The sequence below is a fragment of the Kineococcus sp. AC630 genome (assembly GCF_979255925.1).
The window spans coordinates 33,674-53,997 of the sequence record NZ_CEEDMJ010000021.1 but is presented as its reverse complement, the minus strand read 5'-3'; the positions used below and the strand labels follow the sequence as shown (position 1 = coordinate 53,997).

At 72.8% G+C, this 20,324-nt stretch carries 20 protein-coding genes and 2 tRNA genes; 15 read left to right on the top strand and 7 right to left on the bottom strand.

All coding sequences use genetic code 11. The annotated features are described in order from the left end of the window. The gene (locus tag AC0I8G_RS20345; protein ID WP_471731558.1) at nt 1-1,188 is read right to left on the bottom strand and encodes a sensor histidine kinase; all 1,188 of its coding nucleotides are present in this window, start codon (nt 1,186-1,188) and stop codon (nt 1-3) included. Nucleotides 1,189-1,359: 171 nt separating this feature from the next. Here AC0I8G_RS20345 and AC0I8G_RS20340 point away from each other — a divergent pair, with 171 nt between their 5' ends. From AC0I8G_RS20340 to AC0I8G_RS20330, 3 genes are all read left to right on the top strand, one after another. Next, the gene (locus AC0I8G_RS20340; protein ID WP_471731557.1) at nt 1,360-2,412 is read left to right on the top strand and encodes a 3-isopropylmalate dehydrogenase; all 1,053 of its coding nucleotides are present in this window, start codon (nt 1,360-1,362) and stop codon (nt 2,410-2,412) included. 49 nt (nt 2,413-2,461) lie between these two features. Continuing rightward, a complete protein-coding gene (locus AC0I8G_RS20335; RefSeq protein WP_471731556.1) occupies nt 2,462-3,586 on the top strand; it encodes a branched-chain amino acid aminotransferase in 1,125 nt (374 codons plus the stop codon). 76 nt (nt 3,587-3,662) lie between these two features. Next, nucleotides 3,663-4,460: a fumarylacetoacetate hydrolase family protein gene (locus AC0I8G_RS20330; RefSeq protein ID WP_380259764.1), complete on the top strand. Its 798-nt coding sequence runs from the start codon at nt 3,663-3,665 to the stop codon at nt 4,458-4,460. On the opposite strand, the gene AC0I8G_RS20325 is transcribed toward AC0I8G_RS20330, so the two are convergent. Next, nucleotides 4,444-5,103 (bottom strand): hypothetical protein, encoded by a 660-nt coding sequence (locus AC0I8G_RS20325; RefSeq protein WP_471731555.1) that lies wholly within the window; start codon nt 5,101-5,103, stop codon nt 4,444-4,446. The two genes, AC0I8G_RS20330 and AC0I8G_RS20325, sit on opposite strands and share 17 nt — an antisense overlap. 146 nt (nt 5,104-5,249) lie before the next feature. On the opposite strand from AC0I8G_RS20325, the gene gltX reads away from it, so the two are divergent. The 3 genes from gltX to AC0I8G_RS20310 all read left to right on the top strand — a co-directional run bounded on the left by gltX (nt 5,250) and on the right by AC0I8G_RS20310 (nt 7,111). Next, nucleotides 5,250-6,755, top strand: a complete 1,506-nt coding sequence (gltX, locus tag AC0I8G_RS20320; protein ID WP_471731554.1) for a glutamate--tRNA ligase — start codon at nt 5,250-5,252, stop codon at nt 6,753-6,755. Between the two features lie 121 nt (nt 6,756-6,876). Next, a tRNA-Gln gene (locus AC0I8G_RS20315) sits at nt 6,877-6,948 on the top strand. A 90-nt stretch (nt 6,949-7,038) separates the two neighbouring features. Further along, nucleotides 7,039-7,111 (top strand) — tRNA-Glu (locus AC0I8G_RS20310). A 55-nt stretch (nt 7,112-7,166) separates the two neighbouring features. On the opposite strand, the gene AC0I8G_RS20305 is transcribed toward AC0I8G_RS20310, so the two are convergent. Then, nucleotides 7,167-7,883, bottom strand: a complete 717-nt coding sequence (locus AC0I8G_RS20305; RefSeq protein ID WP_380259761.1) for an IclR family transcriptional regulator — start codon at nt 7,881-7,883, stop codon at nt 7,167-7,169. 51 nt (nt 7,884-7,934) lie between these two features. Between AC0I8G_RS20305 and leuC the strand changes: the two genes are divergently transcribed. The 3 genes from leuC (at nt 7,935) to AC0I8G_RS20290 (ending at nt 10,822) form a co-directional block, all read left to right on the top strand. Next, nucleotides 7,935-9,356 (top strand): 3-isopropylmalate dehydratase large subunit, encoded by a 1,422-nt coding sequence (leuC, locus tag AC0I8G_RS20300; RefSeq protein ID WP_471731553.1) that lies wholly within the window; start codon nt 7,935-7,937, stop codon nt 9,354-9,356. Nucleotides 9,357-9,368: 12 nt separating this feature from the next. Continuing rightward, nucleotides 9,369-9,974, top strand: a complete 606-nt coding sequence (gene leuD / locus AC0I8G_RS20295) for a 3-isopropylmalate dehydratase small subunit (protein ID WP_380259759.1) — start codon at nt 9,369-9,371, stop codon at nt 9,972-9,974. A 305-nt stretch (nt 9,975-10,279) separates the two neighbouring features. Next, nucleotides 10,280-10,822 carry an HU family DNA-binding protein gene (locus tag AC0I8G_RS20290; RefSeq protein WP_380259758.1) on the top strand — a complete coding sequence of 181 codons (543 nt, stop codon included), beginning with the start codon at nt 10,280-10,282 and terminating at the stop codon, nt 10,820-10,822. Between the two features lie 62 nt (nt 10,823-10,884). Here the strand turns inward: AC0I8G_RS20290 and AC0I8G_RS20285 are convergent, their stop codons facing one another. Further along, nucleotides 10,885-12,414, bottom strand: coding sequence for a helix-turn-helix domain-containing protein (locus tag AC0I8G_RS20285; RefSeq protein WP_380162463.1), 1,530 nt, complete (start codon nt 12,412-12,414; stop codon nt 10,885-10,887). Between the two features lie 142 nt (nt 12,415-12,556). After that, nucleotides 12,557-13,753 carry a trans-sulfuration enzyme family protein gene (locus AC0I8G_RS20280; protein ID WP_471731552.1) on the bottom strand — a complete coding sequence of 399 codons (1,197 nt, stop codon included), beginning with the start codon at nt 13,751-13,753 and terminating at the stop codon, nt 12,557-12,559. A 38-nt stretch (nt 13,754-13,791) separates the two neighbouring features. Between AC0I8G_RS20280 and AC0I8G_RS20275 the strand changes: the two genes are divergently transcribed. The 4 genes from AC0I8G_RS20275 to AC0I8G_RS20260 all read left to right on the top strand — a co-directional run bounded on the left by AC0I8G_RS20275 (nt 13,792) and on the right by AC0I8G_RS20260 (nt 17,214). Then, nucleotides 13,792-14,910: a D-alanine--D-alanine ligase family protein gene (locus AC0I8G_RS20275; RefSeq protein ID WP_471731551.1), complete on the top strand. Its 1,119-nt coding sequence runs from the start codon at nt 13,792-13,794 to the stop codon at nt 14,908-14,910. Further along, on the top strand, nt 14,907-15,368 hold the full coding sequence (locus AC0I8G_RS20270; RefSeq protein WP_471731550.1) for a hypothetical protein: 462 nt from the start codon (nt 14,907-14,909) through the stop codon (nt 15,366-15,368). Before AC0I8G_RS20275 ends, AC0I8G_RS20270 begins: the two co-directional genes overlap by 4 nt. Nucleotides 15,369-15,442: 74 nt before the next feature. Continuing rightward, nucleotides 15,443-16,615, top strand: coding sequence for an oxygenase MpaB family protein (locus tag AC0I8G_RS20265; RefSeq protein WP_471731549.1), 1,173 nt, complete (start codon nt 15,443-15,445; stop codon nt 16,613-16,615). 29 nt (nt 16,616-16,644) lie between these two features. Beyond that, on the top strand, nt 16,645-17,214 hold the full coding sequence (locus tag AC0I8G_RS20260) for a GrpB family protein (protein WP_471731548.1): 570 nt from the start codon (nt 16,645-16,647) through the stop codon (nt 17,212-17,214). A 7-nt stretch (nt 17,215-17,221) separates the two neighbouring features. Here the strand turns inward: AC0I8G_RS20260 and AC0I8G_RS20255 are convergent, their stop codons facing one another. Continuing rightward, the gene (locus tag AC0I8G_RS20255) at nt 17,222-17,737 is read right to left on the bottom strand and encodes a DUF3515 family protein (RefSeq protein WP_471731547.1); all 516 of its coding nucleotides are present in this window, start codon (nt 17,735-17,737) and stop codon (nt 17,222-17,224) included. Nucleotides 17,738-17,765: 28 nt separating this feature from the next. Here AC0I8G_RS20255 and AC0I8G_RS20250 point away from each other — a divergent pair, with 28 nt between their 5' ends. Continuing rightward, nucleotides 17,766-18,710, top strand: coding sequence for a thiamine-phosphate kinase (locus AC0I8G_RS20250; protein WP_471731595.1), 945 nt, complete (start codon nt 17,766-17,768; stop codon nt 18,708-18,710). A gap of 93 nt (nt 18,711-18,803) precedes the next feature. Here the strand turns inward: AC0I8G_RS20250 and rpmB are convergent, their stop codons facing one another. Beyond that, on the bottom strand, nt 18,804-18,989 hold the full coding sequence (rpmB, locus tag AC0I8G_RS20245; protein ID WP_328292112.1) for a 50S ribosomal protein L28: 186 nt from the start codon (nt 18,987-18,989) through the stop codon (nt 18,804-18,806). A 183-nt stretch (nt 18,990-19,172) separates the two neighbouring features. Here rpmB and AC0I8G_RS20240 point away from each other — a divergent pair, with 183 nt between their 5' ends. After that, nucleotides 19,173-20,315 carry a GGDEF domain-containing protein gene (locus tag AC0I8G_RS20240; protein ID WP_471731546.1) on the top strand — a complete coding sequence of 381 codons (1,143 nt, stop codon included), beginning with the start codon at nt 19,173-19,175 and terminating at the stop codon, nt 20,313-20,315. Nucleotides 20,316-20,324: the final 9 nt, after the last annotated feature.

Sequence of the window (20,324 nt, the reverse complement as noted above, 5' to 3'; positions counted from 1 at the left end):
TCACGAACTGTAGGGAAGGCGCGCCCGCACGGAGAAACCCCCACCGGTGCGCGGCCCCGACGTCACCGACCCACCGTGCAGCCGGGCCCGCTCCGACATCCCCACCAGACCCTGCCCGCCGGGACTCGGCTGGACCATGGACGCCGCGCCGCGTCCGTCGTCCTCGACGTCGAGGCGCAGGGCATCGTCGTCCCAGCGGACGACGACCCGGGTCCGGGCCCGCGGACCGGCGTGCTTGAGGACGTTGGTCAGCGACTCCTGGACGATCCGGTAGGCGGCCAGCCCGATCGCCGGCGGCAGTTCCCGCGGGGGGCCGAGGACCTCGGCCTCCACCTCGAGGCCGCTGGTGCGCACCTGCTCGACCAGTTCCGGGATCATCCGCGCGTCCGGTTGCGGGGCGAGTTCGTCGCCGGGGCCCTGACGCAGGACGCCGAGGAGGTTGCGCATGTCGGCCAGGGCCTGGCGTCCGGTGCCCGAGATGGTCTCGAGCACCGTCGTCGCGATGCCCGGGTCGGCGTCGGCGGCGTAGCGCCCGCCGTCCGCCTGGGCGATGATCACCGACAACGAGTGCGCCACGACGTCGTGCATCTCGCGCGCGATGCGCTGGCGTTCCGCGGTCGCCGCCAGCCGGGACTCGTTGTCCCGCTCGTTCTCCAGCAGCCGCGCGCGCTCCACGAGGGCCACCTCGTTCTGGCGCTGGGAACGGCGCAGGCTCCCCAGCGACCAGCTGGCCAGCACCATGAAGCCGATGAAGGCGCTCAGCAGGACGACGGCGCCGATCCCGGTGCCGCTGAAGAACCGGACCGCGCAGACCAGGGCTCCGGCCAGCCCCAGGGCGAGCCCGCCGCGGGACGCCCACGGCGCGGCGTAGGCGGCCATGGCGTAGACGGAGGCGAGGACCGCGAGGTTGCCGTAGGCGGGGCCGGACAGGACCAGCTGCGAGATCCCGAAGAACGCGACGAGCACGCCCGAGACCTCGGGGTAGCGCCGGCGGACGGCCAGCGGCAGGCACATGCCGGCGCTGATGACCGCGCCCAGGAGTCCTCCTGCGACCCCGACGGCGATGCTGAGCAGCCAGGAGGTCCCCGCCATCACGAGGGCGATGAGGGCGTCGATGAGCAGGCTGTTGGCCCGCGTCCAGTTCACGACGCGGTCGAAGACGTTCCGTGAGGTGTCCTGCTGACGCACCCGACGAGCCTAGGCAGCCCCGGGCCGCGTGGCGTCAGACCACGGGGCGATCCGCGCCGACGGCCGTGTCGACCTGGGGGAGGGTCCCCGTGACCCGCACCGTCTCACCCCTCGGGACGCGACGCCCACATGGTGGATGGTGCCCGGACGGGCTCCGATAGCCTGCGCGCCATGACGGACACCCTGCGACTCGCGGTCATCCCCGGCGACGGCATCGGCCAGGAGGTGACCGTCGAGGCCCTCAAGGTGCTCTCCGCGGTGCTGGACCAGGCGGGCCAGAAGGTCTCGACCACCGAGTACGACCTCGGCGCCCGGCTGTACCACCGCACGGGGGAGACGCTGCCCGACACCGTCCTCGAGGAGATCCGCGGTCACGACGCGATCCTGCTCGGCGCCGTAGGCGACCCCAGCGTGCCCAGCGGGGTCCTGGAGCGCGGGCTGCTGCTCAAGCTGCGCTTCGCGCTGGACCACTACGTCAACCTGCGCCCGTCCAAGCTGTTCCCCGGGGTGCCGAGCCCGCTGGGTGAGCCGGGCGACATCGACTTCGTCGTCGTCCGCGAGGGCACCGAGGGGCCCTACGTCGGCAACGGTGGCGCGCTGCGGATCGGCACGCCGCAGGAGATCGCCACCGAGGTGAGCGTCAACACCGCCTTCGGCGTCGAGCGCGTCGTGCGCGACGCCTTCACCCGCGCCGCGGCGCGTCCGCGCCGCAAGCTCACGCTGGTGCACAAGCACAACGTCCTCGTGCACGCCGGGCACCTGTGGCGTCGCACCGTCGAGGCGGTCGGGACGGAGTTCCCCGACGTCGCCGTCGACTACCTGCACGTCGACGCGGCCACGATCTTCATGGTGACCGACCCGTCGCGGTTCGACGTGATCGTCACCGACAACCTCTTCGGCGACATCCTCACCGACCTCGCCGCGGCCGTGACCGGCGGGATCGGCCTCGCCGCGTCCGGCAACGTCAACCCGGACCGCACCGCCCCCAGCATGTTCGAACCCGTCCACGGTTCGGCCCCCGACATCGCGGGCCGTCAGCTCGCCGACCCGACGGCCGCCGTGCTGTCGGTCTCGCTGCTGCTCTCCCACCTCGGCCGGGACGAGGCCGCGGCGCGCGTCGACGCGGCCGTCACCGCGGACCTGGCCGCCCGCGCGAGCGGCGAGGTCGGGACGCGCTCCACGGCGGAGGTCGGCGACGCGCTGGCCGCCGCCGCGACCGCCTGAGCGCGGGGTACCGTCGATCCACCACCGTCAGCTCACGAGGAGACCGCGCATGAGCGCCACGCCGACCGCCACCCCCACCGGATCCGCCCCCCGGCTGACGTTCCCCGTCACGCCGTCGGCCGTCCCGGTCGCGGCGGAGCGTCGGGCGGAGATCCTCCGGGCGCCGGGGTTCGGGAGGTTCTTCACCGACCACATGGCCATCGCCACCTGGACGAAGGGCGAGGGCTGGCACGACACGGCCGTCGTCCCCTACGGGCCGCTGCAACTCGACCCGGCCGCCGCGGTGCTGCACTACGCGCAGGAGATCTTCGAGGGGCTCAAGGCCTACCGCCACGCCGACGGCAGCGTCTGGACCTTCCGTCCCGAGGCCAACGCCGCGCGCATGGCGCGGTCCGCGCGACGCCTCGCGCTGCCCGAGATCGGCGAGGAGACGTTCCTCGAGGCCATCACCCAGCTGGTCCGGGCCGACGAGGCCTGGGTCCCCACGGGTGGGGAGTCCTCCTTGTACCTGCGTCCGTTCATGGTCGCCACGGAGGCGTTCCTCGGGGTCCGCGCGGCGCACGAGGTGAAGTTCCTCGTCATCGCCTCCCCGGCCGGCGCCTACTTCTCCGGCGGGGTGAAGCCGGTCTCGATCTGGCTGTCGCAGAACTACTCCCGCGCCGCCCTGGGGGGCACGGGTTCGGCCAAGTGCGGCGGGAACTACGCCGCCAGCCTCGCCGCGCAGGAGGAGGCGGGCGAGCACGGCTGCGACCAGGTGTGCTTCCTCGACTCCGCCGAGCAGAAGTACGTCGAGGAACTCGGCGGGATGAACCTGTACTTCGTGCACGACGACGGTTCGATCGTGACCCCTGAACTCACCGGCACCATCCTCGAGGGCATCACCCGCGCCTCGATCATCGACCTCGCCAAGGACCTCGGTCACGACGTCAGCGAGCGCCGCGTGAGCATCGACGAGTGGCGCGAGGGGGTCGCCTCGGGTCGGATCACCGAGGTGTTCGCCTGCGGCACAGCGGCTGCGGTCACCCCGGTCGGCAAGCTCGTGTCGGCCGACGGGGAACTCTCGCACGGGACCGGTTCCGCCGGCGAGGTCACGATGACGATCCGCGAGAAGCTGCTCGACATCCAGTACGGCCGGGCCGAGGACACCCACGGCTGGCTGCGCAGACTGGTCTGAGGGGAGGGGCCGCCGCCCGGCGGCCCCTCGCACCCCGTCGGACGGCGGGGTCGCGCCACGTCACTAGGGTGAGGCCATGCGCATCGCCAGGTTCTCCTCCAGTGGTTCCGACCCGCGCTACGGCGTCGTCGAGGGCGCTCCGGGCGAGGAGGAGATCCTCGTCGTCGCGGGCGACCCGCTCTTCACGCCGATGAGCCCGACGGGGGAGCGCGTCCCGCTGGCCGACGCCCGGTTGCTCGCGCCGGTCATCCCCCGCTCGAAGGTGCTCGGGATCGGGCGCAACTACGCCGCCCACGCCGAGGAACTCGGCAACGAGGTGCCTGAGGAACCGCTGGTCTTCACCGTGCCGAACACCTCGGTGGCCGGTCCGGGCGACCCGCTGGTGATCCCGGCCTGGGCCGGGGAGGAACTGCACTACGAGGGCGAACTGGCGATCGTCATCCGCCGGATCTGCAAGGACGTCCCGAAGGAGCGGGTCAAGGAGGTGATCTTCGGCTACACCATCGCCAACGACATCACCGCGCGCTCGCTGCAGGGTCCCGACAAGCAGTGGTGGCGGGCCAAGGGTGCCGACGGGTTCACCCCGCTGGGGCCCTGGATCGAGACCGACCTCGACCCCTCCGACCTGCGGATCGAGACCCGTCGCATCACCGGCGGGCAGAGCGAGGTCGTCCAGGACGGCCGGACGTCGCTGATGGTCCACGACATCCCGGCGATCATCGCCCACGTGTCCTCCGCGATGACGCTGCTGCCCGGCGACGTGATCATGACCGGGACCCCGGCCGGGGTCGGACCGGTGCGCGCCGGACAGCGCGTCGAGGTGGAGATCGAGGGCCTGGGGGTCCTCTCGACCTCGTTCAGCTCCCCGGAGTGACCCCAGGAGTGACTGCCGGAGCGATCGCCACGGTGATGGTGTCGTTGGCGGTCTGCTTGGAGTAGTCGCTCGCGCCGGGCGCGCTCTGCTCGAGCACGTCGTAGGAGATCAGGAGTTCCACGCTGCGGGTGCCGACGGGCACGGCCGGGATGACGAACGACGTCGAGTAGGCGTAGGGCGCCATCGCCAGGTAACCCGGGGTCTGGCGCGAGACGTCCTGGACGCTGACCGGGGAGGTCACCGTGCCGTCGGCCGCGACGGCGGAGGAGGTCACGGTGAAGGCGCTGACGTACGCCTTCTGCTGCTTCTTCGCGGTGCCCAGGTTCGGCCCGGTGATGGTCGCGGCGAGCTGGATCGGCTTGGCGGCCTGCGGGGTCCACTGGCCCATGTCCAGCGTCGACCAGTAGTCGACGGCCACGGTCATGCCGCCGGCCTGCAGCTCGTGGTGGGCGGAACCGAGGGCGAGGTCGTTGGCGACGGGTTCGACGGCGACGGTCGGGGTGGGCGTCGGGGTGGCGGTCCGCGCGGGGGTCGCGGTCTCCACGGGCAGACCGGCGGCGGCCTGCACCGAACCGCAGGCGGTGAGGGCGGCGAGCGGCAGCAGGAGGGCGGCGGCGGCGAGGCGGAGCGAGGGGCGGGTCACGAGGATCCTCCGGAGGGGGCGGCGGGGGAGCGGGGCGGTCTCCACGACGCTGACACGTGTGACGCTGCGTGTTCGTCCGTGCCACCCGAACAGCCCACCCGTGACGCTCTGCGACCACTCTCGCGGGCGAATAGGCTGGGGCCGCCATGACTGACATCGCCGCACCTCCCGCCCCGGGCTCCTCGCCCGTCCGTGTCCGCTTCTGCCCCTCGCCGACGGGGACGCCGCACGTCGGCCTCATCCGGACGGCCCTGTTCAACTGGGCCCACGCCCGCCACACCGGCGGGAAGCTCGTCTTCCGCATCGAGGACACCGACGCCGCCCGCGACAGCGAGGAGAGCTACGCGCAGATCCTCGACGCGCTGAGCTGGCTGGGGCTGGACTGGGACGAGGGCATCGACGTCGGTGGTCCGCACGAGCCGTACCGGCAGAGCCTGCGCCGCCCGATCTACGACGACGTCGTCGCACGGCTGCGCGCGGCCGGGCACCTCTACGAGTCGTTCTCGACCGCCGAGGAGATCGAGGCCCGCCACGAGGCCGCCGGCCGGCCGAAGGTCCTGGGCTACGACGGTTTCGACCGCGACCTGACCCTGGAGCAGGTCGCCGCGTTCCGCGCCGACGGGCGCGAGCCCACCCTGCGGCTGCGGCTGCCCGAGGGGCGCGACTACTCCTTCGACGACGTCGTGCGTGGTCGGATCGAGTTCAAGGCCGGGTCCTTCCCCGACCCGGTCCTGGTGCGCGCCAACGGCGATCCGCTCTACACGCTGGTGAACCCCGTCGACGACGCGCTGATGGGGATCACCCACGTCCTGCGCGGGGAGGACCTGCTCTCCTCCACCCCGCGCCAGATCGCGTTGCACGAGGCGCTCGTGGACATCGGCGTCTCGCAGGCCGTCCCGTTGTTCGGGCACATGCCCTACGTCATGGGGGAGGGGAACAAGAAGCTCTCCAAGCGCGACCCGGAGTCGAACCTCTTCCACCACCGGGACCGGGGGTTCGTCCGCGAGGGGTTGCTGAACTACCTCGCCCTGCTCGGCTGGGGCATCGCCGACGACCGGGACGTGTTCTCCGTCGAGGAGATGGTGGCCGCCTTCGACGTCGCCGACGTCAACGCCTCGCCCGCCCGCTTCGACGTGACCAAGGCCGAGGCGATCAACGCCGCGCACCTGCGGTTGCTGGCTCCCGACGACTTCCGGCAGCGGTTGGTCCCCTACCTGCAGACGGGCGGCGTCCTGCCGGCCGAGCCGTCCGCGGAGCAGTTGGAGCGGCTCGCCCTGGCCGCCCCGCTCGTGCAAGAGCGGATGACCCTGCTCGGCCAGGCCCCCGGCATGCTCGGGTTCCTCTTCGTCGCGGACGCGGACGTCGTCCTGGAGGAGGACGCGACCACGGCGCTGCGACCGGAGGCCGCCGACGTGCTCGAAGCCTCGCTCGACGCGCTGGAAGCGTTGCCGCAGTGGAGCACCGCCGAGCTCGAGACCGCGTTGCGGGCGGCCGTGGTGGACGGGCTGGGGATCAAGCCGAAGTTCGCCTTCGCCCCGTTGCGCACGGCCGTCACGGGGCGTCGGGTCTCCCCGCCGTTGTTCGAGTCGATGGAGATCCTCGGCCGCGAGTCGTCGCTGGCCCGGCTGCGGCGGCTGCGCGCGACCCTCTGACCATCTCGTCGGCTCCCCGTCGCGCCTCAGGTCGCGCGGCGGGGAGCCGATTTGGGGTGGAGGGCGCGGACGCGTTAGAGTTCATCTCGTTCGGGCGGTTCGCCGCTCGGATCAGTCACCATGGGGTATGGTGTAATTGGCAACACGGCTGTTTCTGGTACAGCTATTCTAGGTTCGAGTCCTGGTACCCCAGCGCTTGTCGCAGACGTCGACAGTCCGGAGCACACCGCTCCGGGAGGTAGACTCTCCGAGGCGGGTTCCGGGAACGGAACTCCTGAGCTAGGGCCCCGTTGTGTAGCGGCCTAGCACGCCGCCCTCTCACGGCGGTAGCGCGGGTTCGAATCCCGTCGGGGCTACAGATCAAGGCTCCCGGTCATCGACCGGGGGCCTTCTTCGTTGCCCGGCAACCGGTCAGGTCTGGGGCGCGAGGGCGGCGCCGAAGGCGGCGGCCGTGGCGAGCACCGCGTCGGCGTGACGACGACCGGGGTGGCGACCGAAGCGCTCCGCGGGGCCGGACACCGAGACGGCCGCCAGGACGCGACCGGAGGGCCCCCGCACGGGCGCGCTGACCGAGGCGACCCCGGCCTCCCGTTCACCGCTGGAGTGGGCCCAGCCGCGCCGCCGGACGCCCGAGAGGGCGCTGGCGTCGAAGCGTGCGCCCATGAGCTCCACCGAGAGCCGCTCCGGGTCGTCCCAGGCGAGCAGCACCTGGGCCGCGGACCCGGCGGTCATCGTCATGGAGGCGCCGACCGGGACGGTGTCGCGCAGACCGTGCAGCCGTTCGGCGACGGCGATGCAGATGCGGTGCTCGCCGTGGCGGCGGTAGAGCTGCGCGCTCTCGCCCGTGGCGTCGCGCAGGGCGCTCAGCAGCGGTCCCGCGACGGCCACCAGCCGGTCCTCGCCGGCGGCGGCGGCGAGCTCGGCGTGCCGGGCTCCCAGCACGAACCGGCCCTGCAGGTCGCGCGCCACGAGGCGGTGGTGCTCGAGGGCGACGGCGAGGCGGTGCGCCGTGGGGCGGGAGAGACCGGTCACCGACACCAGCTGCGCCAGGCTCGCCGGGCCGGCCTCGAGCGCGCCCAGCACGAGCACCGCCTTGTCGAGCACGCCGACTCCGCTACTCTTGTCCACGAAGCGATACTGGCGTCTCAAAACGTGAGACGCAAGTGAGGGGAGCGGAGCATGGCACGCACGCTGGCGGAGAAGGTCTGGGACGACCACGTCGTCCGCAAGGGGCAGGACGGGGAACCCGACCTGCTCTACATCGACCTCCACCTCGTCCACGAGGTGACCAGTCCGCAGGCCTTCGACGGACTGCGGATGGCCGGGCGTCCGGTGCGCCGTCTCGACCTCACCATCGCGACCGAGGACCACAACACCCCCACCGCCGACATCGACCGACCGCTGTCGCTGCTCGAGGACAAGGTCTCGGCCAAGCAGCTGCAGACTCTGCGCTCCAACTGCGAGGAGTTCGGCGTCCGGCTGCACCCCCTCGGTGACGCCGAGCAGGGGATCGTGCACGTCGTCGGCCCGCAGCTGGGCCTGACCCAGCCGGGCATGACCGTCGTCTGCGGTGACTCCCACACCTCCACCCACGGCGCCTTCGGCTCGCTGGGCATGGGGATCGGCACCAGCGAGGTCGAGCACGTCCTCGCGACGCAGACCCTGCCGCTCAAACCGTTCCGCACGATGGCGATCACGGTGAACGGGACGCTGAAGCCCGGCACCACGGCCAAGGACGTCATCCTGGCCGTGATCGCGGAGATCGGGACCGGCGGGGGACAGGGCTACGTCCTGGAGTACCGCGGTGAGGCCATCCGCAGCCTCTCCATGGAGGGCCGGATGACCATCTGCAACATGTCGATCGAGGCCGGCGCCCGCGCCGGCATGGTCGCCCCCGACGACACCACCTTCGAGTACCTGAAGGGGCGTCCGCACGCTCCGCGGGGCGTGGACTGGGACGCGGCCGTGGAGTACTGGCGCACGCTGCGCACCGACGACGACGCGGAGTTCGACGCCGAGGTGGTCCTCGACGGGAACCTGCTGGAACCGTTCGTGACCTGGGGGACCAACCCCGGGCAGGGCGTCCCGCTGTCGGGCTCCGTCCCCGTCCCCGAGCAGATCGGCGACGACGGCGTCCGTCAGGGCGTCGAACGGGCGCTGGAGTACATGGGCCTCGAGGGCGGGACCGCCATGCGCGACATCGCCGTCGACACCGTCTTCATCGGTTCCTGCACCAACAGCCGCATCGAGGACCTGCGGGCCGCGGCGGAGGTGGTCCGGGGCCGCACGAAGGCCGACTCCGTGCGCGTGATGGTCGTCCCGGGCTCGGCGAAGGTCCGCCTGCAGGCCGAGGCCGAGGGGATCGACACCGTCTTCAAGGAGTTCGGTGCCGACTGGCGCTTCGCGGGTTGCTCGATGTGCCTGGGCATGAACCCCGACCAGCTCGCCCCCGGCGAACGCTGCGCCTCCACGTCCAACCGCAACTTCGAGGGCCGCCAGGGCAAGGGGGGGCGGACCCACCTGGTCAGCCCTCTGGTCGCCGCCGCCACGGCCGTGCGGGGGACGCTCAGTTCCCCCGCCGACCTCGAACCCGCGCTCTGAGAGGGGATCACCATGGAGAAGTTCTCCGTCCACCGCGGTGTCGGGGTGCCGATGCGCCGCACCGACGTCGACACCGACCAGATCATCCCCGCCGTCTACCTCAAACGGGTCACCAAGACCGGTTTCGAGGACGCGCTCTTCGCCGCCTGGCGGGGCGACCCGGGCTTCGTGCTGAACCAGGAGCCCTACCGGGCCGGGTCCGTCCTCGTGGCCGGCAAGGACTTCGGCACCGGGTCCAGCCGTGAGCACGCCGTCTGGGCGTTGCGCGACTACGGGTTCAAGGCCGTCCTCGCGCCCCGCTTCGGCGACATCTTCCGCGGGAACTCCGGCAAGCAGGGGTTGCTCGCGGCCGTCGTCGCGCAGAGCGACATCGACCTGATCTGGAAGGCGCTGGAGGCGCACCCGGGAACCGAGGTGACCGTCGACCTCGTCGAGCGCATCGTGCAGGTCGACGACTTCACCGCCCCCTTCGAGGTCGACGAGTACGTGCGCTGGCGGCTCATGGAGGGCCTGGACGACATCAGCCTGACCCTTCGCCACGCCGACGCCATCACCGACTTCGAAGGCCGTCGGCCGTCGTTCAAGCCGACCACCACCCCCCTCGCACCGACCGTCTGATCCCCTCACCGACGACCCCGGACTCCCGCTGCGGCGCAGTGGGACCGGGGTCGTTCTGCGTCCTGACCCGTTGCGCGGCAACCCTTCCGACGAAATCCCTTGCGGTGCGGGCGGACCCGTCGCCGGCTCCGTGGGAAGCCCTGCGGCACAGTCGGGGCGGTCGTCGGGGAGTCGAGGTGTGCTGCGGCGCAACGACTCGCCGCCGGGCCTGTGGTGGACTCAGGTGATCGTCGGTCGTACCGTTTCCTCGTCGGGCTCCTGCTCGGCCAACCACGGACGACCCGTACCCCCCTGGAGGAGCCCCCGTGAACAAGGCAGAGATGGTGGACGCGCTCGAGGTGACCCTCGGCGGTCGCAAGCAGGCCGTCACGGCCGTCGAGGCGGTCGTCGAGCTCATCACGCTGACCGTCGCCAAGGGTGACAAGGTCGCGATCAGCGGTTTCGGCACCTTCGAGAAGCAGGCCCGCAACGCCCGCACCGGTCGCAACCCGCGCACCGGTGAGGCCGTCAAGATCAAGAAGACCTCGGTGCCCCGCTTCCGCCCGGGCACGGCCTTCAAGGAGGTCGTCTCCGACACCAAGGCGCTGCGCGCCTTCCAGGCCGCGGCGAAGGAGCGCGCGGCCGCGGGCGGTGTCGCGCCCGCCGCGACCTCCACCACCACCACGACCAAGAAGGCCGCTCCGGTGGCCCGCAAGGCGGCTCCGGTCAAGGCCGCCCCGGCCCGGACCACCACCACGGCCGCGAAGAAGGCCGCTCCGGCGACCCGCACCGCGACCACCGCCGCCGCCAAGAAGGCGGCTCCGGCCAAGACCGCCACCACCACCCGTCGGGTCGCCAAGAAGGCCTGACCCGCGACAGCAGGAGGCCCCCGGACCCACTGGGTCCGGGGGCCTCCTGCGTGGTGGCGGGGTCAGTCGCGGAAGGTCTCGATCTGCGCGCCCAACGGCGTCAGGCGTTCTGCGAGCTGCTCGTAGCCGCGGGCGATGATGTCCACGTTGCGCAGCACCGAGGTCCCCTTCGCCGCCAGCATGGCCAGCAGGACGACCACGGCGGGACGCAGGGCCGGCGGGCAGAGCACCTCGGCGCCGGACCAGCGGGTCGGGCCCTCGACGAGGACCCGGTGCGGGTCGAGCAGCTTCACCCGCGCGCCGAGGCGGTTGAGCTCGGTGAGGTAGATCGCCCGGTTGTCGTAGACCCAGTCGTGGACCGTCGTCGAACCCTCCGCGCTCGCCGCGATGACGGCGAAGAACGGCAGGTTGTCGATGTTCAGGCCCGGGAACGGCATCGGGTGGATCTTGTCGATCGGCGCCTTGAGCTCCGAGGGGAAGACCGTGATGTCGACCAGGCGGGTGCGCCCGTTGGCCGCGGTGTACTCCGGCGTCAGGTCGTACTTCAGGCCCATCTCGGAGAGGATCGCGAGCTCGATCTCGAGGAACTCGATCGGCGCCCGGGTGACCGTGAGCTCGGAGTGCGTGATGATCGCCGCGGTCAGCAGGCTCATCGCCTCGACCGGGTCCTCGGAGGGGGCGTAGTCGACGTCGACGGAGATGTCCTTGACGCCGTGCACGACGAGCGTCGTGGTGCCGATCCCGTCGATGCGGACCCCGAGCTGCTCCAGGAAGAAGCAGAGGTCCTGGACCATGTAGTTCGGGCTCGCGTTGCGGATCGTGGTGATCCCCTCGACGCGGGCCGCCGCCATGAGGGCGTTCTCGGTCACGGTGTCGCCGCGTTCGGTCAGCACGATCGGACGCTGCGGGGAGACGCTGTGGTCGGCCGTCGCGTGGTAGAAACCGGTCGTCGCCGTGATGGACAACCCGAAGGGGCGCAACGCGACCATGTGCGGCTCGACCGTGCGGGTCCCGAGGTCGCACCCACCGGCGTAGGGGAGCGCGAACTCGTCGTAGCGGTGCAGCAACGGCCCGAGCATCATGATGATGCTGCGGGTGCGGCGGGCGGTCTCGCCGTCCATCGCCTCGAGGTCGAGGGTGTCGGGCACGTCCAGGACGAGGTCGGCCTCGTTGATCCACTCGTACTTCACGCCGATGCTGGCGAGCACGTCGAGGATGCGGTGGATCTCGAGGATCCGGGCGACCCCGCGCAACGTGGTGCGGCCCTTGTTCAGCAGCGCCGCGCACAGCAGGGCGACGCCGGCGTTCTTGCTGGACTTCACCGCGATGCTGCCCGACAGCTTCACGCCGCCGTGCACGCGCAGGTGCGTCGGCCCGGGACGCCCGATGGAGACGATGTCGTCCTGGAGGGCGTGACCGACGCGTTGGAGCATGTCGATCGAGACGTTCTGCTGCCCCTGTTCCATGCGGTGGACGGCGCTCTGGGACGTGCCCAGGCGTTCCGCGAGCTGGACCTGCGTGAGGCCTCGGTGCTTGCGGGCGTCGCGGATGAGGGCGCCGATCTGCGACAGGTGGTCGCTGCTCGACGTCATCTGCTCGGTGGAGACTGCCATGTCCGCACCGTATCTCATAGATGAGATAAAGCTTGCGCTCCCCGGGATCCCGGGCGTGTCACCGCTGTGGTCAGCGTGACACAGGCCCCGGGTGTTCCCGTTCCTGCGACGCGCGTGTCCCTCAGATGGTTCCCCGGTGGGCGAGCGCGGCGTCCAGGGCCTGGGAGAGGTCGCGCCACAGGTCCTCGACGTCCTCCACGCCGACGGAGAGGCGCAGCAGGTCCTCGGGCACGACGGCCGGCTCGTTGCCGTGCCGGCGGCGGCGCTCGATCAGGGACTCGACCCCGCCCAGGCTCGTCGCCGGGACCCACAGTGCGACGGCGTCGACGACGGCGTCCGCCCCCGCGGCACCGCCCACGACCTCGATGGCCACCAGGGCGCCGAACCCGGACATCTGGCTGGCGGCGAGTGCGTGACCGGGGTCCTGCGGCAGGGAGGGGTGGCGGACCCGCGTCACGGCCGGGTGGGCGAGCAGGCGCCGCGCGAGGTCGGCCGCGGAGGCCTGGGAGCGCTCCAGGCGCAGCGGGAGGGTCCGGATGCCGCGCAGGGCCAGGAAGGTCTCCAGCGGGCCCGCGATGGCCCCGTGGAAGGTGCGGTGGGACGAGAGCGCCGCCAGCGTCGCCTCGTCGCGGGCGACGACCGCGCCCAGGACCACGTCGGAGTGCCCGGAGAGGAACTTCGTCACCGAGTGCACGACGACGTCGGCGCCGAGCTCGAGCGGCTGCTGCAGCAGCGGGGTGGCGAAGGTGTTGTCGACGGCGACGACCGCGCCGTGCTCGTGGCCCAGCGCGGCGAGCGCGGCGATGTCCGCGACCTCGAGCAGCGGGTTCGTCGGGGACTCCAGCCACAGCAGCGTCGGGCCCGCGGTGGCCGCCAGGGCCGCGCGGACCTCGTCGAGGTCGGTGATGTCCACGGGGCGCACCGTGATCCGTCCCTGCGCGGCCAGCAGGCCGGTGAGGGAGTGGGTGCCGTTGTAGGCGCCGTGGGGCACGAGGACCGTCCCGTCGGCGGGGACCAGGTGGACCGCGGCGGACACCGCCGCCATGCCGGAGGCGAAGACCAGTGCGCGGCCACCCTCCAGCTCACCGATCGCGGTCTCCAGGGCGACCCAGGTGGGGTTCGCGAACCGGCCGTAGCCGAGCGAGGCCTGGCCCAGCGAGCCGCCCCCGACGAACGTCGCGGACAACGACACCGGGGTGTTGAGCTCGCTGTCGAGCCCGCGCGGCGGACGACCCGCCACGACGGCCAGCGTCGCGGGCGACAGCGGTGTCGTGGTGGCGGGGGAGAGGGGGGTGGTGGAGGACACGTTGTCGGGCACGCCCGAAGACAACCACACCGCGGGTAGGGTCGGCGCCGATGAGCAGCCAGCACAAACCCCGCGTCGCCGTCGTCTTCGGCGGTCGGTCCTCCGAGCACGCCATCAGCTGCGTCACCGCGGCGGGCGTGCTCGCAGCTCTCGACCGCGACGTCTACGACGTCGTCCCGATCGGGATCACCACCGGCGGACGGTGGGTCCTGGTCGAGGACCCCTCCCGGTTCAGCCTGGAGGACGGGAAGCTGCCCGAGGTGCCGGCCGCCGGCGCCCCCGTCTCGCTGTCCTCCGACGTCGACTCCAACGCGTTGCAGCGCTTCGAGAACGGTGACGTCACCGAGTTCGGTGCCGTCGACGTCGTGCTGCCCCTGCTGCACGGCCCCTTCGGTGAGGACGGCACCCTGCAGGGCCTGCTGGAACTCTCCGACACCCGCTACGTGGGGTCGGGGGTCCTGGCCTCGGCGGCGGGGATGGACAAGCAGGTCATGAAGCTGCTGCTCGCGGGTCAGGGGTTGCCCGTCGGGCCGTGGACCTCCTTCCGCGCGCGCCGCTGGAACACCGACCGCGCCGCCGTCGTCGCGGAGGTCGAGGCGCTGGGCTACCCCGTCTTCGTGAAACCCGCGCGCGCGGGGTCGAGCATCGGGATCACCCGCGTCACTTCGCCCGACGGCCTGGAAGCCGCTGTGGCGGAAGCGATCTCCCACGACCCGAAGGTCGTCGTCGAGGCCGCGCTGGTCGGCCGCGAGATCGAGTGCGGAGTTCTCGAGGACCTCGACGGCGGGGAACCCCTCACCAGCCTGCCCGGCGAGATCGAGATCGTGGGCGGTCACGACTTCTACGACTTCGAGGCGAAGTACCTCGACTCCGGCAACGTCCGGCTGACGTGCCCCGCCGACCTGCCCGACGACGTCGTGGCGGCCGTGCGCTCGACCGCGGCGCGGGTCTTCGAGGCCATGGGGGCCGAAGGGCTGGCCCGCGTCGACCTGTTCGTCGACCCGACCCGGGGCGCGGACGGGATCGTCGTCAACGAGATCAACACGATGCCCGGGTTCACCCCGTTCTCGATGTACCCGCGGATGTGGGCGGCCACCGGCGTCGACTACCCCGAACTCGTGCACCGGTTGCTGCAGCTGGCGTTGAAGCGGCCCACCGGGTTGCGGTGACGACGCGACGGCGGGGCCTCCTGGTGTTGACGGCCGCCCTCGCGCTGAGCGGGTGCGGGGGTCCGTCCTTCGCCGACTCGGTGCCCGCCCTGGCCCAGGACCAGACGCCGACGGACCAGTTGCGCACCGGTGTGGACGGCATCGCCGCGGACTCGACCCGCTACCTCGGGGGGACGCAGGTGGCCGAGTACTGGGTGGGTCTGGACGGTGAGCGGATCTGCCTCGTGCAGTCCCTGCGGGCGACGCAGGTCCTGGGGTCCTCCTGCACGGACGCCGAGGAGTTCCAGCGGTCCGGTCTCGCGGTCAGCACGACCTCCGGCGCGACGAGCGCCACGGGGCTCCTGGTCCCGGAGGGTCTCGACCCGGCCGACGCGGCCGGGGACGAGGAGTGGGTGGCCGTGAGCGACAACCTGTTCGCCCCCGCCGGTGAAGGTGAGCCCACGGCCCCGCCCGGGTGACGTTCGGGTGAGTTCCTGGTCACGTCGGGGGGACCCGTCGGGCCACGTCGGCGAAGCCGGGGCACCATGTCGGGGTGAACGCTGCCGGCCCCGGCTCCCCGGTGCGGAACCTCCTCGCGGGAGCTGTCGGTGCCTCGGCGATCCCCCGCCCCGCCCCGGACCCGGAGGTCGCCGCCGCCCTGCGGGTGGGTGACCCGCTGGCCGAGGCCGCGGCCGCCGCCCTCACGGCGGACCCGTCGCTGCGAGCCCAGGTGGACCTGGGCCTGCGCTTCGGGCTCCGCGCCCTGCGCGACCCGCACCCGGCGATCGCGGCGCTGCTGGGCGAACTGGAGGCCGCGTGCGCCGCCGTCGACGACGGGCTCCTCGAACGGGGCAGCCGGCCCTACTTCACGATCCCGTTCCCGGCCCACATCTACGACCTCGGCGCCGGGGCGCTGATCCGCTCCTACGCACCCCCGGAACCCGCGGCGCTGCTCGTGAGCACGGGTGAACTCGTCGAACGCACCTACCGGCGGATGCTCGACACCGCCCACTGGATCAACCTCTGCATGCTCCCCGGCGGCTTGCGCCGCGGCGCGCCCGGCTACGTCGCCACGGCCGAGGTGCGGCTGCTGCACGCCCGCATCCGCAACGGGCTGGCCCGGGCCCGCCCCGAGGCCGACGTCCTCCCGCTGCACCAGGTCGACCTGGCCCGGACGTGGCTGGACTTCACCCTGGTGACCATCGAGGCCGCGGCGACGATCGGCATGGACCTCACGGACGAGGAGCAGCGCACGCTGTACCGGTTCTGGCGTCACCTCGGACGACTGCTGGGCGTCGGTGACGGAGCCGATCCCGGGTTGTTGCGCGGCGTGTCCGACGGGGTCGGCGCGGCGCGGCTGGAGCGACGGCTGGCGGCCGTCACCGGAGCGCCCAGCGAGGACTCGCGACGGCTGACCGAAGTGGGCCTCGGCGCGATCGCCCAGGCCCTGCACGACCTCGGCGGCGTACCGCTGTGGGCGGCCGGGCAGCTCGTGCACACCGTGTCGCGCCGGATGCAGGGCGAGGAACTGGCCGACGCCCTCGGTGTGCGCCGCCACCGGGCCGCGCTGGCCGTCGCCCCCGTCGCGGTGGCGGTCATGCGGGCCCACCGGCGCGCGTTGCGGCGCGTGCCGCCGCTGTGGTCGGTCGTCGTCGGGGTCAACGTCGTGGCGGCCCGCTGGCACGCCCGCAGCCGACGCGACGCGACGGGCTACCAGCACGGCTGAGCCCGGCGCGTCGCCCGTACGGTGCGGTGGTGGACGAGAACAGCGAGCGGCGTCGGGCGGACGTCACGACCGTCGAGCTGGTGGGCGGTGTCGAAGCCCTCGACCTCCAGCTGCACGAGCACGACGAACGGTGGGCGCAGGCCTACCGCGAGCACGAGCGGCGGATCCGGGACGCCCTCGCGGGGGTGGACGTCGAGGTCGAGCACATCGGTTCCACGTCGGTCCCCGGGCTGGCGGCGAAACCCGTCGTCGACATCGTCGTCGCGGTGGACGACATCACCGCCGAGGAGGACTACCTCGACGGCCTGCTCGCCGCCGGGTACGTCCTGCGGGTGCGCGAACCCGGGCACCGCCTCGTGCGCACGCCGGCCCGCGACGTCCACGTGCACGTCCTCCAGCGCGACGACCCCGCCGTGGCCGACTACCTCCTGCTGCGCGACCACCTGCGCTCCGACGCGGGCGACCGCTCCCTCTACGAGAGCACCAAGCGGGCCCTGATGAGCGGGCGGTGGGACGACACGAACGCCTACGCCGACGCCAAGACGGACGTCATCGTGGCGATCAAGGCCCGCGCCCGGGCGGCCCGGGGACGAGGGTGAGCCCGGTTCAGAGGCAGGTGCGGGTCTGCGGGATCGCGGAGACGGCGTCGGCCAGGTCGACGAGCTGAGAGGGCGCCTGGTCGCTGGTCAGGGTCGAGCTGAAGCGGATCGTCACCTCGACGGCAGGGGTCCGACCGTAGGTCAGGAAGCGGACGGCGCGGTCGTTGGCCGCGTCCTGCACCCAGTCCACGCTCGGACCGGCGTCGGGGCCGACGGGGATGCACGCCTTCGTCGTCGGACCCAGGACCAGCGCGCCGCACCGCAGGACGATCTGGTCGCCGCCCCAGGACGTGACGCCCTGCGCCCCCTGCTGCGTCCGCCCGAGGGTCCCCAGCGTCTGCGGGAGCGCCCCCAGCAACGTCGAGCACGCAGGATCGGAGGCCTCCGGGGCCGCCTGCACCCCCCGGGAGTTCGCGAGGTAGGCCCAGACGGCTGCGGCGACGACGAGGACGACGACCAGCGCGACGACCAGGGGACGCGGGCGGTGGCGGGGCGGGGTGGCGACGGGACCTGGCTCGGACATCGCCCCGTAGTGTGCCCCAGTGGTCACGGTGCTGGTCGGGGAACTGGACGAGACGGCACTGCTGGCACGGGTGATCCCGCTGCTGCCGACGCGGGCGCTGCTCGGCCCCGGTGACGACGCGGCCCTCGTCGTGGCCCCCGACGCCCGGGTCGTGGCCACCACCGACGTCCTCGTGGAGTTCCGCGACTTCCGGCGCGACTGGTCCACCGGCGCCGACGTCGGCTGGAAGGCCGTCGCGCAGAACGTCGCCGACGTCGCCGCGATGGGCGCGGTCTGCACCGGGCTGCTCATCACCCTCGGCCTGCCCACCGACCTCGAGGTGGCCTGGGTGGAGGACTTCGCCCGCGGGGTGGCTGCGGCCTGCGCCGCCTTCGACGCCGTCGTCGTCGGTGGGGACCTCTCCGCCGCGTCGGAGGTCTTCGTCTCGGTGACGGCCCTCGGCGACCTCGGCGGGGCCGACCCGGTGCTGCGCTCGGGGGCCCGCGAGGGCGACGTCGTCGCGGTGGCAGGGGTGCTCGGCCGGTCCGCGGCGGGGCTGGACCTGTTGCTGCGCGGTCGACTCGACGGCCCCGAGGACCTCCTGAGCGCGCACCGCCGACCCGTCCCCCCGGTCGCCGCCGGCCCCGCGGCGCAGCGTGCCGGGGCGAGCGCGCTGATGGACGTCAGCGACGGGTTGCTGCGCGACGCGGGCCGGATCGCCGCCGCCAGCGGGGTCACGCTGGACCTGGCCACGACCTCCGGGGCCGCGCCCTGGATCGCCGACCTCGTCCGCACGGCCGGTGACCGGGCTGAGGAGTTCGTCCTGACCGGAGGCGAGGACCACGCCCTGCTCGGCTGCTTCCCCGCCGGCGTCGAGCTGCCGGAACCCTTCGTCGCCGTCGGGCGCGTCCTCGCCCGCGGCGAGCACCCCGTCCTCGTCGACGGGGCGCGCTGGGGCGGGCGGGGGACCGGCTGGGACCACTTCGCGCGCTGACCGGGTGCTCCGACCCTCCGAGCGGACCGGAACGCACCGCGGGGCCGGTCCCCGAGGGGAACCGGCCCCGCAGGGTCGATCAGTGCAAGGTGGTCAGCGCGTGACCTTGCCCGCCTTCAGGCAGGAGGTGCACACGTTGAGGCGCTTGGGGGAACCGTTCACAGTGGCCCGAACCCGCTGGATGTTCGGGAGCCACATGCGGTTGGTCCGCCGGTGCGAGTGCGAGACGCTCTTGCCGAAGCCAGGGCCCTTGGCGCAGACGTCACAGGTGGCAGCCACGGGGAACTCCTGAAGTCGAACGAAATGTGGTGCGTCCCGACGGGGCGCACGATGTCCGGACTTCCGGACACCGACGAACACGATAGCCGAGACCCGCGGATGCGAGAAACCGGACCCTTCGACCGGCCCCGCGTCGCCCGCTCGGCCGCTACAGAGGAGGACCCCACGCGTCGATCCACCACCGTGTCCCGAGCCTCGCAGCAGCGCCGGACCGCGAGCGACCCGACGGTCCGCGCGCGCCCCGGCGCGCCCCGGCACGCCTGGTGGACGGCCCGGGACCACGTCCCGGCGGCCCGGGCCGTCGGCGTGATGACCACCGCGGCGAGCCTCTACACCATCCTCAACGGCATCGTCTCGCCCGAGACGATGGGCACCCGGCCGGGCGGCTGGGTGGTGACGGGGACCTTCGCCGTCGTCGTCGTGTGCTGCGGGCTGTTCCTCGCCGTGGCCCCTCGGCGAGCCCCCGGCTGGGCCCCGGCAGCGCTCGCGGGCCTGGCCGGGCTGATGGTCCTGGTGCTCGACCTGTGGACCGACGACGCCTCCTTCGGGGGGCAGATCTACCTGGGCTGGCCCGCGATGTTCGCGGCCTTCCACCTGCGCCCCCTCGCCGCCTGGTTGCTCACCGCGCAGGCCGTGGCCGCCGACGTCGTCCTCATGGGCGTCGAGGAGGGAACCGTCGGGATCTTCCGCGACAGCCCGGCCCACCTCGTCACGTTCTGCCTGATCACCGCGCTGCTCACCACGGCCGGGGAACGCCAGGAGCGCCTGACCGCGACGTTGCGCGCCCAGGCCGCCGAGGACGCCCTCACCGGGCTGACCTCCCGCCGCGCCTACGACAGCGCGCTCGCCGCGCACGTCCAGGCGGGAACCGTCGACGGGTTGCTGCTCGTGGACGTCGACTCCTTCAAGGCGGTCAACGACACCCACGGTCACCCCACGGGCGACGCCGTCCTGCGGATCGTGGCCGGCGAGCTGCGGGCGGTCTGCCGGGCCGAGGACGTCGTCGCGCGCCTCGGCGGGGACGAGTTCGCCGTCGTCCTGGTCCGCTCCGGACCCGACTCCGGGCCGGACGCCGGTGCCGAGCGGGACCTGCGGGCCGTCGCCGACCGCTTCCACCGGGCGGTGGCGGCCTCCAGCGTCCCCGGCGACCGTTCCCACCGGCTCTCGATCAGCGCCGGGATCGCCCGGGCGGAGGTCGGGGAGAGCGCCGAGGACCTCGTCGCCCGGGCCGACGCCGCGCTGTACACCGCCAAGCGGGCCGGACGCGACCGGGTCGTGGACGCGCCGCCGGTCGGTGCCGTCAACGGGGGGTGGAGCGGGCGGTAACCTGCCCGC

What these genes read in the sequence shown, in the direction of transcription:
- AC0I8G_RS20335 (WP_471731556.1), top strand. Translation starts at nt 2,462, where the DNA reads ATGAGCGCCACGCCGACCGCCACCCCCACCGGATCCGCCCCCCGGCTG.
- AC0I8G_RS20255 (WP_471731547.1), bottom strand. Translation starts at nt 17,737, where the DNA reads ATGTCCGAGCCAGGTCCCGTCGCCACCCCGCCCCGCCACCGCCCGCGT.
- AC0I8G_RS20330 (WP_380259764.1), top strand. Translation starts at nt 3,663, where the DNA reads ATGCGCATCGCCAGGTTCTCCTCCAGTGGTTCCGACCCGCGCTACGGC.
- AC0I8G_RS20340 (WP_471731557.1), top strand. Translation starts at nt 1,360, where the DNA reads ATGACGGACACCCTGCGACTCGCGGTCATCCCCGGCGACGGCATCGGC.
- AC0I8G_RS20285 (WP_380162463.1), bottom strand. Translation starts at nt 12,414, where the DNA reads ATGACGTCGAGCAGCGACCACCTGTCGCAGATCGGCGCCCTCATCCGC.
- leuD (WP_380259759.1), top strand. Translation starts at nt 9,369, where the DNA reads ATGGAGAAGTTCTCCGTCCACCGCGGTGTCGGGGTGCCGATGCGCCGC.
- leuC (WP_471731553.1), top strand. Translation starts at nt 7,935, where the DNA reads ATGGCACGCACGCTGGCGGAGAAGGTCTGGGACGACCACGTCGTCCGC.
- gltX (WP_471731554.1), top strand. Translation starts at nt 5,250, where the DNA reads ATGACTGACATCGCCGCACCTCCCGCCCCGGGCTCCTCGCCCGTCCGT.
- AC0I8G_RS20275 (WP_471731551.1), top strand. Translation starts at nt 13,792, where the DNA reads ATGAGCAGCCAGCACAAACCCCGCGTCGCCGTCGTCTTCGGCGGTCGG.